17 protein-coding genes are annotated in these 15,749 nt (G+C 66.8%); 5 read left to right on the top strand and 12 right to left on the bottom strand.

Features of this window, described 5'->3' with window-relative positions; translation table 11 throughout:
• Positions 1-309: 309 nt before the first annotated feature.
• The 9 genes from AC5RT8_RS03475 to AC5RT8_RS03435 all read right to left on the bottom strand — a co-directional run bounded on the left by AC5RT8_RS03475 (position 310) and on the right by AC5RT8_RS03435 (position 8,722).
• The gene (locus AC5RT8_RS03475; protein WP_494094294.1) at positions 310-1,812 is read right to left on the bottom strand and encodes a TRAP transporter large permease; all 1,503 of its coding nucleotides are present in this window, start codon (positions 1,810-1,812) and stop codon (positions 310-312) included.
• The gene (locus tag AC5RT8_RS03470) at positions 1,793-2,353 is read right to left on the bottom strand and encodes a TRAP transporter small permease (protein ID WP_494094293.1); all 561 of its coding nucleotides are present in this window, start codon (positions 2,351-2,353) and stop codon (positions 1,793-1,795) included. Before AC5RT8_RS03470 ends, AC5RT8_RS03475 begins: the two co-directional genes overlap by 20 nt.
• Before the next feature lie 31 nt (positions 2,354-2,384).
• Positions 2,385-3,578, bottom strand: a complete 1,194-nt coding sequence (locus AC5RT8_RS03465) for a type 2 periplasmic-binding domain-containing protein (RefSeq protein WP_494094292.1) — start codon at positions 3,576-3,578, stop codon at positions 2,385-2,387.
• A 475-nt stretch (positions 3,579-4,053) separates the two neighbouring features.
• The gene (gene hxlA, locus AC5RT8_RS03460; RefSeq protein WP_494094291.1) at positions 4,054-4,677 is read right to left on the bottom strand and encodes a 3-hexulose-6-phosphate synthase; all 624 of its coding nucleotides are present in this window, start codon (positions 4,675-4,677) and stop codon (positions 4,054-4,056) included.
• A 47-nt stretch (positions 4,678-4,724) separates the two neighbouring features.
• Entirely contained in the window at positions 4,725-5,312 is a 588-nt protein-coding gene (gene hxlB, locus AC5RT8_RS03455; protein ID WP_494094290.1) for a 6-phospho-3-hexuloisomerase, read from the bottom strand.
• Positions 5,312-6,139 (bottom strand): SDR family oxidoreductase, encoded by an 828-nt coding sequence (locus AC5RT8_RS03450; RefSeq protein ID WP_494094289.1) that lies wholly within the window; start codon positions 6,137-6,139, stop codon positions 5,312-5,314. Before AC5RT8_RS03450 ends, hxlB begins: the two co-directional genes overlap by 1 nt.
• A 52-nt stretch (positions 6,140-6,191) precedes the next feature.
• Positions 6,192-6,857, bottom strand: a complete 666-nt coding sequence (locus tag AC5RT8_RS03445) for an SDR family NAD(P)-dependent oxidoreductase (RefSeq protein WP_494094288.1) — start codon at positions 6,855-6,857, stop codon at positions 6,192-6,194.
• A gap of 138 nt (positions 6,858-6,995) precedes the next feature.
• Entirely contained in the window at positions 6,996-7,637 is a 642-nt protein-coding gene (locus AC5RT8_RS03440; RefSeq protein WP_494094287.1) for an MBL fold metallo-hydrolase, read from the bottom strand.
• Positions 7,637-8,722 (bottom strand): S-(hydroxymethyl)mycothiol dehydrogenase, encoded by a 1,086-nt coding sequence (locus tag AC5RT8_RS03435; protein ID WP_494094286.1) that lies wholly within the window; start codon positions 8,720-8,722, stop codon positions 7,637-7,639. Before AC5RT8_RS03435 ends, AC5RT8_RS03440 begins: the two co-directional genes overlap by 1 nt.
• A gap of 226 nt (positions 8,723-8,948) precedes the next feature.
• Here AC5RT8_RS03435 and AC5RT8_RS03430 point away from each other — a divergent pair, with 226 nt between their 5' ends.
• Positions 8,949-11,177 carry an MMPL family transporter gene (locus AC5RT8_RS03430; RefSeq protein WP_494094285.1) on the top strand — a complete coding sequence of 743 codons (2,229 nt, stop codon included), beginning with the start codon at positions 8,949-8,951 and terminating at the stop codon, positions 11,175-11,177.
• Here the strand turns inward: AC5RT8_RS03430 and AC5RT8_RS03425 are convergent.
• Positions 11,174-11,398 carry a mycoredoxin gene (locus tag AC5RT8_RS03425; protein ID WP_494094534.1) on the bottom strand — a complete coding sequence of 75 codons (225 nt, stop codon included), beginning with the start codon at positions 11,396-11,398 and terminating at the stop codon, positions 11,174-11,176. The genes AC5RT8_RS03430 and AC5RT8_RS03425 overlap by 4 nt on opposite strands.
• Positions 11,399-11,533: 135 nt before the next feature.
• Between AC5RT8_RS03425 and AC5RT8_RS03420 the strand changes: the two genes are divergently transcribed.
• Complete coding sequence (locus AC5RT8_RS03420) at positions 11,534-12,310, top strand: SOS response-associated peptidase (protein WP_494094284.1); 777 nt, start codon at positions 11,534-11,536, stop codon at positions 12,308-12,310.
• Here AC5RT8_RS03420 and AC5RT8_RS03415 read toward each other — a convergent pair.
• The gene (locus AC5RT8_RS03415; RefSeq protein ID WP_494094283.1) at positions 12,307-12,783 is read right to left on the bottom strand and encodes a VOC family protein; all 477 of its coding nucleotides are present in this window, start codon (positions 12,781-12,783) and stop codon (positions 12,307-12,309) included. The genes AC5RT8_RS03420 and AC5RT8_RS03415 overlap by 4 nt on opposite strands.
• A 133-nt stretch (positions 12,784-12,916) precedes the next feature.
• On the opposite strand from AC5RT8_RS03415, the gene AC5RT8_RS03410 reads away from it, so the two are divergent.
• Genes AC5RT8_RS03410 through AC5RT8_RS03400 form a run of 3 tightly spaced genes read left to right on the top strand, consistent with a single transcriptional unit; the run spans position 12,917 to position 14,691 of the window.
• Positions 12,917-13,255: a chorismate mutase gene (locus AC5RT8_RS03410; protein WP_494094282.1), complete on the top strand. Its 339-nt coding sequence runs from the start codon at positions 12,917-12,919 to the stop codon at positions 13,253-13,255.
• Between the two features lie 34 nt (positions 13,256-13,289).
• The gene (locus AC5RT8_RS03405) at positions 13,290-13,904 is read left to right on the top strand and encodes a DUF2087 domain-containing protein (protein WP_494094281.1); all 615 of its coding nucleotides are present in this window, start codon (positions 13,290-13,292) and stop codon (positions 13,902-13,904) included.
• Complete coding sequence (locus AC5RT8_RS03400; RefSeq protein WP_494094280.1) at positions 13,897-14,691, top strand: tyrosine-protein phosphatase; 795 nt, start codon at positions 13,897-13,899, stop codon at positions 14,689-14,691. The genes AC5RT8_RS03405 and AC5RT8_RS03400 overlap by 8 nt, the downstream gene beginning before the upstream one ends.
• Positions 14,692-14,701: 10 nt before the next feature.
• Here the strand turns inward: AC5RT8_RS03400 and AC5RT8_RS03395 are convergent, their stop codons facing one another.
• The gene (locus tag AC5RT8_RS03395) at positions 14,702-15,745 is read right to left on the bottom strand and encodes a DUF2776 family protein (protein ID WP_494094279.1); all 1,044 of its coding nucleotides are present in this window, start codon (positions 15,743-15,745) and stop codon (positions 14,702-14,704) included.
• Between the last annotated feature and the right edge of the window lie 4 nt (positions 15,746-15,749).

Here is a 15,749-nt window from a genome sequence, read left to right as displayed (position 1 = left end):
GCGCCAGAGGCTGGCCGGGGTTCTCTACGTGGACCCGGGCCGAATGGGTGCCCGTGAATCCTGCGCGTCGGGGGATCGGGGAGAAGCGGCGGGCAGCGCCGGTTTGCCGGCGTCGGCACCAGACCTTATCCCCATCGAGGCCGGCACTGGGCGACGGGGCGGATCCCGCCGGGCAGCCAATGCCCGCCGGGATTTTTCTGCCGTGCCGAACTTTCACCCTTATGATCACGGACCACCCGGAGACGCCTTCGGGGGGCAGGACACTGTCCTGCCCGCCGAAGCGTGCAACCGCGCACTAAGTACCGGCGGTCAGCCCTTAACGCTGGCGGAGTCAACCAGCCACGTCACAAGTTCGGGGAACAGGAACAGCATCAGAACCACAAAACCGACGACAGGCAATGCAAATGCACCGGCTATGAAGATGTCCGAAAGCCTGATCTTCTGGCCTTGGTTCACATCCGGGTCCTGGACCAGCTTGTAAAGGACAAAGCTGAGAACGCCCACGGGCGGGGTAATGCCTCCCAGTTCCGCCATCAGCACTGTCAGGACGCCGAACCAGAGAAGGTTGATCTCAAGATCCAGCAACGTGGGCATGAGGATGGGGATACTCAGCAGCATCATGCTCATGGGCTCGATAAACATGCCCAGGATCAGGAAGACCAGGAGGCAGAGCAGGGTGAAGGTGACCGCGCCCAGTTCGGCGTCCTGAACAACTCCGGCGAACCAGTTGGCAATGCCGCTCATGGACATCAGCCGGTTGAGCAACCCGGCCCCGATCAGGACCAGGAAGATCGCGCCGGTGGCCGCAACAGTGGCGACGACGGACTCCCTGACCGAGGTGATGAACCGCTTCCAGCCCAGGGACAGCAGCGCGATGAGCAACGCACCCAGCACACCAAAGGCAGCCCCTTCGGTCGCGGTGAAGAATCCCGCGTACATGCCGCCCATGACGATGACGATCAGCAACGGCAGGGGTGCAACCTGCGTGAGCGTCCGCCACCGTTCATCCCAGCTCGTCTTGGGGGAGGCATTGGCGCCGCGCGGAACCATGCCCTTTGCAAAAACAGCCAAAAGCACGATCATGATGATGCTGACGGCAGCCACCATTAGCCCGGGCACGATACCGGCCAGCAACGCCTGGCCCACCGGAGCGTTGACAATTCCTGCGTACACGACCATAAGCAGACTCGGCGGAATGAGCTGTCCGGGAAGGCCTGCGGTGATGACGGACCCGACGGCGAGGCGGCGGTCGTAGCCGGAGCGGAGCATCTCCGGAATGCCGATCCGGCCCAGTGCGTAGGTGATGCCGATGGTGGATCCGCTGGCGGCGGCCAGACCTGCTCCCGCGAGGTTAGTGGTAATCGCCTGGCCGGCGGGCAGCCAGCCAAGCCACGCCCGCGCGGCGTTGAAGACCTTGGCGGTGGCGCCGGAACGCCACAGGATCATGCCGAGAAGAATGAACATCGGCAACACGCTCATGGACCAACTGGCCGCGGTACCGTACGGAACGTCCATCAAGGTGCGGATCACGGCACGCTGTCCGCTGATGGCCCACACCCCGAGTATGCCCGAGGCTCCCATGGCTACGGCAATGGGAAACTTCAGGATGAGGAGGTCCAGCATGAGGATAATAGCCAGGCTGGCCTTCAGCTCCCGGCCGTCCAGGGTGAAAATTCCGATGACAAGCAGGACAGCCAAGCCCAGGAGGGCCAAATAAGCGACGCTGGAAATACTGCTGACCGGTTGCTTCGTTTTCCGCCCGATGCCTGCGGGCCGGGAAACGGAGACGTCATTAGAAAGCTGGGAGGTCACCGTTGTTCACCTCTTCCTGGGAGGTCAGGATTTCCTTTCCGCGTGCTGCCTGCACCGCGTGCTTTATTTCGACAATGAGCTGCAACACCAGGACCGCGATGCCGACCGGTACGATCCAGCGGGTTGGCCAGACCAGGGTGTTTGTGGCGGAGGTGAATTCTCCGACGGCCGTTTGCGCCAAGGCGTTTTCCACCCCGTACCACCCGATGAGCCCGACAAACACGAGAGTCGCGGTGTTGACGAGCGCGGTAGCCATCGCCCGCATCCTGTGCGGAAGCCGCTCATACAGCATGGGCAGGTCGATATGCTCGCCTCGGCGCTGCGTGATTGCCATTGCGCAGAAGACCATCACCGGCATCCACCAGTACGTGACATACTCGATGGTGCCTTCAATGGGTGCGTTGGCAAAGAACCGCAGGCAGACGTCCACCACCATGTGTGCCGCCAGCCCGAGCGCCGCGATGCCCGCTAGGACCGTCAGGGCCTGGGTCAACCGAAGAGTCGTCGTCTCCAACGCTCCCGTTCCCGTACCTTTAGCCATTACGTTGCCCTACCTATTCCTCAGGAGATTTTCAGGACGTGGGCCGGTACTCGGCCAGAACCTCTTCGTTCAACGCCTCGATCCAGGGAGCAAGGTCGATTTCGGGCAGTTCGGGGTACTTTTCAACCCATTCGGCTTTGGTCTCCACACCCTGGTCGTAGCCCAGGTCTTCGACGATCTTGACCCACTTGGCCTGCAGCTCCGTGAAACGCTCGACCGTTGCCGCCGGGTCCTCGACACCTTCCGGTGCGGTAGCCTTCAAATCGGCCAGCACGCTTTCGTGGTGCTTGTCGATTTTCTTCTGCATGTCGGTATCAGCCTCGTGGAACGCGATGCCGTCCTTTGCACCTTCGCTGAAGAACTGGTGCTGTTGCTTGATGTAGCCGCCGAACATTTCCTCCAGGAAGGCCGGGATGCCGGCGTTCATGGCGCTCTTCTGGCTTTCGGAGAGATCCTCGTAGAACATTCCTCCGGCGTCGACGGAGACGCTGTTCCAGCCGGGCAGGTTGACTGAGGTGTAGTTCTTTCCGATGTCCGAGAGACCCAGGCCGAGCATATCCACCTCGCCTCCCATGAAGCAGTCCACGATGCCGCGTTCAAAACCCTCGTAGATTTCTGCGCCGCTCAGGGAAACCGGGACCATGCCGAGATTCTCCGCTTCAGCGGCGTAGGCCGCTCCTCCGACCCTTACCCGTTTGCCCGCTGCTGCTTCCAGACTGTCTACGGGTTTATTGCAAAGCAGTTGATAGTTATCGAAGTGTTGAAAGCGCGGAATGACCGGGTGCAGGCCGAACTCTTCCTGCTCGGCGGCAAGGCCCGGTTCTGTGAGGCCGAATTCAATCATGGCGCCGGCGGAAGCAAGGACACCCACCACTGGACGGGTGTCACCTCCGATGCCGAGCCGGGATGCCCAGCCGTCGACCGGGAAGTCTGCGGGAGTGAACGCCGGACCGACAAACCCTACGTCCATGATGCCGTCGGAAAGGGCAGCTGCGAGTTCGGGTTGTTTGACCACGGAGTCGCCGTAGTTCCACTCGAACTCCATGCTGCCGTTGGACGCATCGGTGGTGGCATCACCGAAGGCGACCATGGCTTTGGTAAAGATGTGGTCCGGGCCGTAGGGGGCGGAGGCTGAGATAGTGACGTCCTGGTCGGGGCCACCTGCCGAAGTGGATCCGGAGCCGCCGCAGGCGGCAAGCAAGCCAACCGCACTTACGCTCGCCACGATAGATAGTGTCCGGTGTCCCTGCTTACTTGCCGGGCGGATTGCTGTGAAGATTCCCAATGTCTTCCTCCCTAGGAGTCGGCCGCGGACGGCCCATGGTTTTGGCGTTGACACTGCGGCCGCCAACCACTTCGTTGTGGACGCAACAAACGAGTATGCAGACGTGATGTTGCTCACAAACTTAGCATAGTGTCGACAGTAGGTTTTGGATACTCCTAAAAATGCGAACATGCGGGGGACTCTGCCGAATTGCGGCATGTTTCAGTCGACACTATCCGGGTCTTCCAAGGCGGGACCCATGACCACGGCCGTCTTCTCGGCGTCGTGAAGTACCAGATCGCGAAGTACGACGGGCAGCAACCGGAGACCGCGGATGCCTCCCGCGATCCGCAACGCCCCGGAAGCGGCGGAAGGCCGGCCCCGAGGGGCCGGCCTTCCGTAGTCTCTCCAGCCGGGCCGGAGAGAGATCAGCGCGTTAGCCGATGGCGGCGCGCAGTTCCTTGGCAGCCAGGGCGGGGTCATCGGCGCTGTAGATTCCGCCGCCGACGACGGCGACATCGGCACCCGAGGCCTGCACGTCGGCCACGGTCGCGAGCTTCACTCCGCCGGCGACGGAGAAGGCCACGCCGGCTTCCTTGCCTGCGGTCAGCAGGGTGTTGAGGTCATAACCGTCCTGGGCCTGCTCATCGAGTCCGGCGTGGAACTCCACGAACTCGGCACCGAGGTCGGTGACCTCCTTGGCGCGGGCCGCCTTGTCATCGACGCCGATGAGGTCCACTACAACGCCCTTGCCGTGGGCCTTGCCGGCCTTGATGGCTCCGGCAATGGTGGAATCGTCGGCGACGCCGAGCACCGTCACGAGGTCGGCGCCGGCCTTGAACGCGATGTCGGCTTCCAGTTCGCCGGCGTCCATGGTCTTGAGGTCGGCGAAAACGATCTTGTCGGGGTGGGCTTCCTTGATGGCGGTGACGGCCGAGAGTCCGGCGTTCTTGACCAGCGGGGTGCCCAGTTCAATGATGTCGACGTACTCGGCGACCTTTCCGGAGAGCTCGAGGGCATCTTCGACGGTCAGTACGTCCATGGCGAGCTGCAGTTTCATGGTGTTTCCTTTTGTTGCGGGGATGGAAAAGTTGTGGGGGAAGCGAGCTATTCGAGGTTCGCGTGCCGGGGCCAGAGCTCCTCGGCGGGGGTGCCGTCGGCCTTCCAGAGGGCGGCGAAGGCGGCGTCGAGCACCAGGAGCAGTGCCTGTTCGAAGAGGCTGCCGGAATACTGCCGGGAGGCAGCGCCGCTGTGGTCGGTCTTCTGCGCCGCGGGGATCACCACCACGCGGTGCGCCGTCTCCGCCAGCGTTGATCCGCTGTCCGTGGTGAGGGCAACCACCCGGGCACCGACGGACACGGAGGTCTTCGCTGCAGCGACGGCGCCGGCGGTGGTGCCGGATCCGGAGGCGACGACGAGCAGGTCGCCGGCGCCGATGGCCGGCGTCGTTGTCTCACCCACGACGTGCACGGTCAGTCCCAGGTGCATCAGGCGCATGGCGTGCATCCGAAGGGCGAGTCCGCTGCGCCCGCCGCCGGCGACGAAGATCCGCTTGGCCTGCCGGATTTCCTCGGTGAGCGCGGTCAGCTGGTCCTCCCGGAGGCCGTCCGCGGCAGCGGCGAGCTCGTCCTGGATGAGGCGCACGGCGTCAAGAACCGCGGGGGTCTCCACGGTCAGGGGGAATTGGCCGGGCATCAGTTGCTGCCTCCGTGGGCTTCGAGGGCCAGCGGCTGCCATGCCTCCCAGGACGCGAGCCGGGACTCGTAGTCCGCTTTGGCGATGGCCAGCGGGGCTTCGCCGAAGAAGGCCCGCAGCGGGGGATTCTCGGAGTCCACGATCTGCAGAAGCGGTCCGCGCGTGGCGTGCGGGTCCCCGGGCGTGCCCCTGCGGCTCGGGCGGTTCGCCGCCTGCTCCCGGACGCCGTCGTAAGCGGGAAGGGGCTCGGCGTGCTTCGCGGAGCTGCCGCTCCAGTCGGTGGAGAATCCGCCGGGTTCGATCAGGGTGACGTGGATGCCGAAGCCGGCAACCTCCTGCGCCAGTGACTGGCTGAGTCCTTCCAGCGCCCACTTCGAGGCGTGGTAGATGCCCACGGAAGGGAAGGCGGAGATGCCGCCGATGGAGGAGACCTGGATGATGTGGCCGCTGCCCTGCGCGCGCAGGAACGGCAGGGCGGCCTGGGTGACCCAAAGCGCCCCGAAGAGGTTCGTCTCGATCTGGCCGCGTGCTTCGGATTCCGAAAGCTCCTCGACCATGCCGAACTGCCCGTACCCGGCGTTGTTGATGACGACGTCGAGCCGGCCGAAGTGCTCCTGCGCCTGCCGGACGGCGGCGAAGACCGCGTCCCGGTCCGTGACGTCGAGCGAAAGCGGCAGGACGCGGTCACCGTAGGTATCCACCAGTGCCGAGAGGCTGTCCGTGCTGCGGGCGGTGGCGGCAACGGAGTCGCCGCGTTCCAGCGCCGCTTCCGCCCATTCGCGGCCAAAGCCGCGTGATGTTCCGGTAATGAACCAGACCTTGCTCATGCTGTACTCCCTGCTAAGTGTCGAAATTGGACTGCATGCTTTCCGGTGGCGGTCAGTCCGCGCTGATCTGGCGGCGGAACGTGTCCCGGCGGTGGTGGAGGTCCCACAGCACGCCGGCGAGGACGTCCGGATCCTTCTCCGGATCGCCCTCGATGATCCGCCCGCCGATGATGAGCTGGGAGACGTGGATGCCTTCCTCGCCGAGGACCTCGTTCAGCAGCTGGGCGTAGGCGGCCTGGCCGGCGAAGGCCACCGAGGTTCCGGTGACGTTCCGTCCGGGCTGAACGGCGGAGCCGCCGTTGACGAAGAGGATGGTGCCGCGGTTCTCCCCGAGGAACCGCATGCCGGGCAGTACCTGGTGGACCGCGGCGACCGGCCCGTAGATGGAGAACTCGACGGGACCCACCAGGTCCGCCGGGGTGGTCTCGAGGACCGGGCGCATAAAGTCCTTCTGCGGCAGCGGGCTGTACTGCAGCACCTCCACCGGGCCGAGGGTTTCGGCGGCGGCCTCCAGGGCCGCAGCGATCGATTCCGGTGTGCGGACGTCGGCGGCAAAGCCGCGGGCCTTGATGCCGGCCTTGCCGAGGTCTTCGGCGAGTGCGTCCAGCTTGGCCTGGTTGCGGGAGATGAGGGCGACGGAGAACCCCTCGGCGCCGAATCGTCGTGCGACGGCGGCCCCAAGGCCCCGTCCTGCTCCAATAATCGCGATTGTCGTCATACTAAGGGAACTGATTAGGTGCCCGTATAATTCCGGACCGGTTCACCGGGGGCATTTGCTGAGGGCATCGGGCCCCTGATCCGGCACGGGAAAGCAGGAAGGGGCGGACCACGGTCCGCCCCTTCCTGCCCCGAGGGGTTAGTGCCCCCGGGCGATCCACTCGTCCAGGTGCGGCCCTTCGGCACCGACGGACGTCGCATCCCCGTGTCCGGTGAGTACCTTCGTCTCCGCCGGCAGGGTCAGCAGGCGTTCCTTGATGGACTCGATGATGGTCGGGAAGTCGCTGTAGGAGCGGCCGGTGGCGCCGGGGCCGCCGTTAAACAGCGTGTCGCCGCTGAACACCACCGGCTCGGGCACGTCTTCGCCGGCGGCCAGCGAGAAGCACACCGATCCGGGGGAGTGGCCCGGGGTGTGCAGGGCGCGCAGGGTGTGGCCGGCGATTTCGAACGTGTCGCCGTCCTCGATCACGTCATCCGGTCCCTCGTCGGGGAACACCGCGTCCCAGAGCATCCGGTCCGCCTCGTGCAGGAACACCGGGGCGCTGAACCGGTCCCGTGCCTGGCCGACGGCGCGGATGTGGTCGTCGTGGCCGTGCGTGAGCAGGATGGCCATGACTTCCCGGTCGCCGACGGCATCGGCCACCGCGTCAATGTTGTGCGCCGGGTCGATGACGATCACCTGGGCGTCGTCGCCGACGATCCAGACGTTGTTGTCCACGTCCCAGGTGCCGCCGTCGAGCGAAAACGTCCCGGAGGTGACCACGTTGTCGATGCGGAACATTACAGTTCCACCACCGAGCGCAGGACCTTGCCGTCGTGCATCTTGGTGAAGGCGTCCTCGATGTCGCCCAGGCCGATGCGTTCGGTGACGAACGCGTCCAGGTCCAGCCGGCCGAGCCGATACTGCTCCACCAGCATGGGGAAGTCACGCGACGGCAGGCAGTCGCCGTACCAGGAGGACTTCAGCGAGCCGCCGTGACCGAACACGTCCGCCAGCGGCAGTTCGATCAACATGTCCGGGTTCGGCACGCCCACCAGCACCACGCGTCCGGCGAGGTCCCGGGCGTAGAAGGCCTGCTTGTAGGTTTCCGGGCGGCCCACGGCGTCAATCACGACGTCGGCGCCGAAGCCGCCGGTGAGGGCGCGGATGGCCTCGACCGGGTCCTGCTCCTTGGAGTTGATGCCGTGCGTGGCGCCCTGCGCCAGGGCCAGGTCCACCTTGGCCGAGTCGATGTCTACGGCAATGATGGTGGTGGCTCCGGCCAGCTTCGCGCCGGCGACGGCGGCAATGCCCACGCCGCCGCAGCCGATCACGGCTACGGACTCGCCGCGCTGGACGGCGCCGGTGTTGATGGCGGCACCGATGCCTGCCATGACGCCGCAGCCGAGCAGGCCCACCGCGGCGGGATCGACGTCGTCGTCCACCTTGGTGCACTGGCCGGCGGCCACGAGGGTCTTTTCCGCGAACGCGCCGATGCCCAGGGCGGGCGTCAGCTCGGTGCCGTCCTCCAGGGTCATCTTCTGCGTGGCGTTGGCGGTGTTGAAGCAGTACTGCGGCTCGCCCTTGCGGCAGGCACGGCATTCGCCGCACACGGCGCGCCAGTTCAGCACCACGCGGTCACCGGGGGCCACCTCGGTGACGCCGGGGCCGACGGCGGAGACGACGCCGGTGGCTTCATGTCCGAGCAGGAACGGATAGTCATCGTTGATGGCGCCCTGCTTGTAGTGCAGGTCGGTATGGCAGACGCCGCAGGTGAGGATGTCCACCAGTGCCTCGCCGGGCCCGGGATCCGGAACCAGGATGGTCTCCAGCGAGACGGGGGCGTTCTTTTCCTTGACGACTACGGCCTGAACCTTATGAACCATGTGTGTGCTGCCTCTTTCGATGTCCGGGCGGGAAGCCTGGATCCGGCATCCCGTCTTCCATCCTATGAAGCGTTTCACCGGGGGCGAAGCCGGGAATTACCCTTCCGCTTCCGGCGCAACCCTCACCGGGCCTGCCGCCAGCGCCGCTCCCGCCCTAGCATGGGAGGCGGAAAGGGTCCGCAGCGAGCGCGCCGGCGGGACCGACTACCCCCCCCAAGGACGGCCAATGAACGCCTCAGCGTCCGGCAGCAGCGTACCGGCGTCCCCCGAAGGCCCGACGAAGCGTTCCGGGACGGGGCGCCGGACCGGCGGGCTCATCTTCGTGCTGCCGGTGCTGCTGGTGCTGGCCTGGCTGGCGGTGGGCGGGATCGGCGGGCCGTACTTCGGCAAAATCAGCGAAGTGGCGGACAACAACCAGACCTCGTATCTGCCCGCCAGCTCGGAGTCCACGCAGGTGGCGGACCTGCAGCGGCAGTTCACTGACAGTGACGCGATTCCGGCGGTGATCGTGTATGCAAATAATGACGGCCTGACCGGGGCGGACCGGTCGTTCATCACCGCCAGGGCTTCCGCTTTGGCCGAGGTCGACGGCGTTGCGGGCGCGGTGTCACCTCCGCAGTTCTCCAACGACGGCAAGGCAGCGGAAATCTTTGTGCCGGTGCAGGACAACGACAGCGCATCGGCCACCGTGCAGGACCTGGACGGGGTTGCCGGCGACGGCATCCCCGCCGGCCTGGACAGCTATGTCACCGGACCGGCCGGGCAGCTGGCGGACATCACCGAGGCGTTCGGCGGCATCGACACGTCGCTGGTGCTGGTGGCGGCAGTGGCGGTGCTGGTCATCCTGGTGGTGGTCTACCGGTCACCGCTGCTGCCGTTCCTGGTCCTGCTGACCGCCGTCTTCGCGCTGTCGGCTGCCATCCTGGTGGTCTTTTACCTGGCGAAAGCCGGGACGCTGACCCTCAACGGCCAGGTGCAGGGCATCCTGTTCATCCTGGGCATCGGCGCCGCCACGGACTATTCGCTGCTGTATGTCTCCCGGTACCGGGAGTCGCTGCGGGACCACGCAGGCCGGTGGGATGCCACCAGGGCGGCGCTCAGGGGAACGATCGAACCGGTGCTGGCTTCCGCGGCCACCGTGGTGGCCGGGCTGCTGTGCCTGCTGCTCAGCGACCTCAATTCCAACAAGGCCCTGGGTCCGGTGGCGGCCATCGGCATCGGATTTGCCTTCCTGGCGGCCATGACGCTGCTGCCGGCGCTGCTGATGCTGACCGGGCGTGCGGCCTTCTGGCCGCGCCGGCCCGCTTTCGGCTCCCCGCATCCGGACCGGGACGGCAGCTCACCCAAGGGGTTCTGGCCCCGCGTTGCCCGGGCCGTGAAGGCGCACCCGCGCCGGCTGTGGGCGATTCCCGCCGTCGTGCTGCTGGTGGCATGCGCGGGCCTGCTGCAGCTGCGCGCCTCGGGAGTGCCGCAGAGCGATTTTGTGCTCGGTCAGACTTCCGCGAAGGAGGGCCAGCGGGTCCTGGGAGAGCACTTCCCCTCCGGCTCGGGCAGCCCGGCGCAGATCATCGCGCCCGAGCGCGAGCTGGACGCCGTCGCCGGCGCAGTGCTTGCCGTGCCCGGCGTGGATTCCCTGGCCGTGACTGCCACGGGCACCCCGGCGGGGAGTCTGCCGGTGACGGCCGACGGGGTGCAGGCCTCACCGGTGCCCGGAACCTCGGGTGCACCGAAGGTGGTGGACGGCAGGGTCCTGCTGGAGGCCACTCTGAAGGACGCTGCGGAGTCCGACGCCGCCGAAGAGGCGGTTACGGCCGTGCGGGACAGTGTGGCCGGGATCGGGGACGTGCTGGTGGGCGGGGTAACGGCTACGACCATCGACACCAATGCTGCAGCCACGCATGACCGGGACCTCATCATCCCGGTAGTACTGGTGGTGATCCTGTTCCTGCTGATGCTGCTGCTGCGGGCACTGCTGGCCCCGATCCTGCTGATCCTGACGGTGCTGCTGTCCTTCGGCGCCACCATGGGTGTTTCCGCCCTGGTCTTCAACCACGTTTTCCGCTTCCCGGGCGCGGATCCCGCCGTCCCGCTGTTCGGCTTTATCTTCCTCGTGGCCCTGGGCGTGGACTACAACATCTTCCTGATGACCCGGGTGCGGGAGGAAAGCATCGGGCACGGCACCCGGGAAGGGGTGGTCCGCGGGCTGATGATCACGGGCAGCGTTATTACCAGCGCGGGCATTGTGCTGGCAGCGACTTTCGCCGCCCTGGGCGTGATCCCGGTACTGTTCCTGGCGCAGCTGGCCTTCATCGTCGCCTTCGGCGTGCTGCTGGACACCCTGGTGGTGCGCTCGCTGCTGGTGCCGGCGCTGTCCTATGACATCGGGCGGCGGATCTGGTGGCCGTCGCGGCTGGCCCGGCGTGAAGCCGGGCCAAACGCGGAGGCGCGGCGCTAGAGTCCGAGCCGGGACTTGACCTCGGAGGCGGAGGGATTGGTGGCGGAGGTGCCGTCCGGGAAGATCACGGTGGGAACCGTCTGGTTGCCGCCGTTCAGCGCCTCTACCAAGTCAGCGGTGCCTTCCACGTCTTCAATGTTGACCTCGGTGTAGCCGATGCCCTCGCGGTCAAGCTGCGACTTCAGTCGGCGGCAGTAGCCGCACCAGCTGGTGGAGAACATGGTGATGGTCCCGGTTTCCGGGGTGAAGGCTTCGGCTGTGGCGGCCACGGCGGTGCTCCTTTGTCGATCGGTTGACACGTTGCCTGTGTCTAACAGTATTCCGGCCGGAGGCATTCCCGCTGGCAGACTGGAGGCATGTGCGGACGATACGTGATGGCCAGGGCCGCAGCGGACCTGGTGGCCGAAGCAGAAGCAGAAGCGGACGCCAACCTGGAGCTGCGCGCCTCCTGGAACGTGGCGCCGACGTCGGACGTCCCGGTGGTGCTCGAACGCCTGGTGGACGGGCGGCGGGCCCGGCAGGTGCACGTGGCCCGGTGGGGCCTGGTGCCGGGCTGGGCGAAGGACGCCTCGGTGGGGGTGCGGGCATTCAACGCGCGCAGCGAAACGGTGCTGGAGAAGCCGACGTTCCGTGACGCCGTCGCCGCCCGGCGCTGCGCCGTTCCCGTGGACGGCTACTACGAGTGGAAGCCCGGTCCCGGCAGGACCCGGCAGCCGTTTTACGTCTCCCGGACCGACGGACGGCCCATCTTTTTCGCCGGACTCTATGAATGGTGGAGGGATCCGGCCAAGGCCCCGGAGGATCCGGACCGATGGCTGCTCTCGACCTCGATCCTCACGGTCGCGTCACCGCCGGCGGACAGCCCCGAACCGGTGCTGCGGGAGCTGGCGGACCTGCATGACCGGCTGCCGCTGCCCCTGTCCCCGGAGGCAATGGCTGCCTGGATCGACCCCGCGGCGCTTACCGGCACGGCCGCGGCCGGGCTGCTGGCTGCGGCAACCGGGCAGGCCTATGCGGCCGCCGCCGGCTGGCAGCTGGGCGCAGCCCATCCGGGCGTGGGCAACGTCCGCAATGACGGCGCGTACCTGCTGCATCCGGACACCGCCGCGGCAGACACGGACGTGCTCTTCTAAACGGGTTGTCCGTCCGGTGCCGGCGTCTCCAGGGCGTCCGGAGCCGGGGCCGCCAGGGCCACCCGGCCGTCGTCGTCGACCGTCAGGCCGGGATTAAAGCAGACCTCCCAGCGCACGCCGTCGGGGTCGGTGAAGTAGCCCGAGTACCCGCCCCAGCTCATCTGGGTTCCCGGTGCGGTGATCACCCCGCCGGCGGCGGCCGCGCGGGCCAGGACCGTGTCCACTTCCGCCGGGGAGCCCACGTTGTGGCCGAGGGTCAGCGGGGCGTCGCGGATGTCGCCGACCGGCCCGGCCTCGGCCGCCAGATGGTCCGCGCGGAAGAAGGAAAGCACCAGCCCGTGGTTGACCTGGAAAAAGAGCACCTCCTCCGGGACGTACTGCAGCACCGTCCAGCCCAGCCGGGAGGCGTAGAACGCATATGTCACTTCAAGGTCACGCACACCTACGGTGACCACGGATACGGAGGGAAACATGTGCTGATCCTGCCACCAACCGCCGGGGAATACCCATTACGGCCCTTAACACTGCGGCGGAAACCTGCTGCCCGGGCCCGCCGCAGTCCGGCAATTACGGCTGCTGCCCGTTGGTGGCGGATACTTTTAAAACATGGGAGCAGCTGAACAGAAATCGGGGTCGGGACAGCTGGACGACGTCCGGGCAGCAATTGACGAAATCGATGAGGAAATTGTCGCGTTGATCTGGCGGCGGCAGCGGCTTGTCCGCCTCGCCGGCGGGCTGAAGGACAACGACGACGCCGTCCGCTCGCCCAAGCGCATGGAAGAAGTCATCGCCCACGTCCGCCACGCGGCCGAAGAGCAGGACGGCGACTGCAACGTGGTGGAACGGACGTACAAGGCCATGATCGAGGCCTTTATCGACTACGAACTGAAGATCCGCCGCGAGATGGAGACCCAGCGCCGGCTGGATGCCTTCAGCCGCAGCTAGGAGCACGGTCCCCGGCCGGAGCATCGGGTAGGTTATGGCCCATGAAGGTCACCACGCCCGCTGGTCCCGTCCGGTGGAACCCATGAATCATCCGGCGCCGCAGGAAAACCGCTGGCGTCCCGTAGCCGCGGCGCTGGCGGACCGGCGCCGCCTGCACCTGTATGCCCGGGCCGTGCTGGCGGCCGACGACGGCGCCCGCCTGGACCCTGCGGACCTCACCGCTGCGGAAGCCAAGTCGCTGGCGGTGCTGCAGAACGCCGGACTGCTCCGCGCCGGGGGTGGCGGGGTGGAACCCGTACCGTCCGTCTTCGCCGATCTGCTGGCTGCCGGGGTACGCCCGCCCGAGACCTCTGCCCGGCGCTTCCTGGTCAACGGCCGGCTCGAGTCCTACCCGCGCAAACGCTCCGACCGGCTGGAACTGCTCCATTTCCTGGCCGGGGAGGTCTTTGAACATGCCCGGCCGCCGGAGCCGGGGCTGCGTCCGGTGCTGACGGAAAAGGAGCTCACCACCCGGCTGGCCGCCTTCACCGCAGACCCCGCTGCCATCCGCCGCTACCTGGTGGATGAAGGGATCGTGGCCCGGGACGCCGCAGGCACCCAGTACTGGCTTACCCGTCCCCGCCCGGCGGAAGGAATGGACTTTGCCTGATTCCCCCGATACGGCTTCCCCCGATACGGCTGAGCTCCCTGCAGCCGCGGCGGCTACCGGTGCCCCTGCCGCCGTGGAGGGTCTGGTGAACTTCCGCGACCTGGGCGGACGACGGCGGCTCGGCGGCACGTTCACGCCGCACGGGGTGTTTTACCGTTCCGAGTGCGTCGACTGGGTCCGGCCCGAGGGCTGGGACGCCCTGTACGCGCTGGGAATCCGCACTGTCGTCGACCTCCGCCAGTTCGGCGAGCGCGCCCGGGACACCGCGGCCCGCCCGGACTGGCTCACCACCGTACCGGTGGACCTGGACGGCCTGAAGGACCATCCGGACTTCTGGGAAGGCTACTGGGACAACGGGCTGATGGGCACGCCCCTGTACTACCTCCCGCACCTCACCCGGCTGCCGGAGCGGATGGGTGCAGTGCTGTCCGCGCTCGCCGAGGCGCCGCCCGGAGGGGTGCTTTTCCACTGCATGGCCGGACGGGACCGCACCGGGATGACCGCCATGGTCCTGCTGGCCGCAGCGGAGACGGAGCCGGAGGACATCCGGGATGACTACTTCGAGACGGTCCGCAACGCCGATGCCTTCGCGGCAGCGACGGGACGGCCCAATCCGGAGGCGGCAAGCGAACGGCTGTGCGCCGAACACGGCACCAGCATGGACGGCGCCTTCCGTGCCGCACTGGACGGCTTTTCGCTGCAGCGGCTCTTTGACGACGCCGGGCTGCCCGAACGGGTCCGCACCGGCATCCGTACCTGGCGGGGAACAGTTTCCGCCGGACCCTGAACCTGCTGCGCTACTCCGACGTTCCCGCTTCGAGGATCGACACGATGGAGAAGAGCGTAAAACAGACAGCCCCGAGTCCAACCAGCACGTGCGCGGGGACAAAGAACGCCGGGTCCGTGCCTGCGGCTTCAAAGAGGAACGCGGCGAAAAACAGGCAGGTGAGCGCGGTTCCGATGGGCATCAGTGGGATGCGGTTGGCCAGGGCAAAGGTGCGGCGCCAGACCAGGGCCAGTAACAGCACTTTCGACAGAATGCTGAAGCAGATCAGCCCGAGGCCGAGCAGCACGCATCCCGGAGCCAGCCGATAGGGCTCGTGGAAGCCGAACAGCACGAACAGTCCAAGCAGCACATTGGCGGTGCCTGCGGCCGCGACGAGCCAGGCCCAGGCGAAACGCTCGCCCTCGCTGAATGTATTGCGTACCTGCCGGACGATGCTCGCAACCAGGGCGATCAGCGCCGTGCAGATCGCCGACAGGCCGAGCAGAACGTGGCCGGCCACGAATCCGGGACTGTCTCCGCGCAGCAACAGCCCGGCCGCCAGGGAGAAACCGACGACGGCGGCCACCACCGGAACCGCGATCAGCACGGCGCCGGCGGCGCGGGAATGGGCGCCCTCCGGAGGGCCGCCCTGAGGCTCGAGTAACTGAGCCGACTGGATCAGGGTGAATTTGGTGGAGGCGGCCGCGACGGTGCTGACGCACGCCGCTACGCACCCGATGCCGATCACCACAAAGCCCGCCGTGAGATGCTGCGGGGCGTTGTCCGGGGGGTTCTCCCGGTTGGCCAGGAGGATGCCCCAAATGATGGCGGCCACAGCCGCCGCATAGCCGGAGAGCGGCAGGATGATCCCCCACACGCGTCCGTAGCGGTTGATGAGCTGCCGGATGATGGTGGCCGCCGTCGTGAACAGTGCATAACAGATGGAGGTCAGCCCCACGTTGACGTGTCCGGCGACAAAGTGACCGGCGTCGTTCGGCCCGGCCAGGATGTACAGGCCGTAGGACAGGCAGACGGCGCCCATCAGAAGCGGTATGGCCCGAAAAATGATACTCATTGTG

This window comes from Arthrobacter sp. Ms25 (assembly GCF_059090365.1).
The sequence above is the reverse complement of the archived record's forward strand: the minus strand, read 5'-3'. Positions and strand labels throughout refer to the sequence as shown.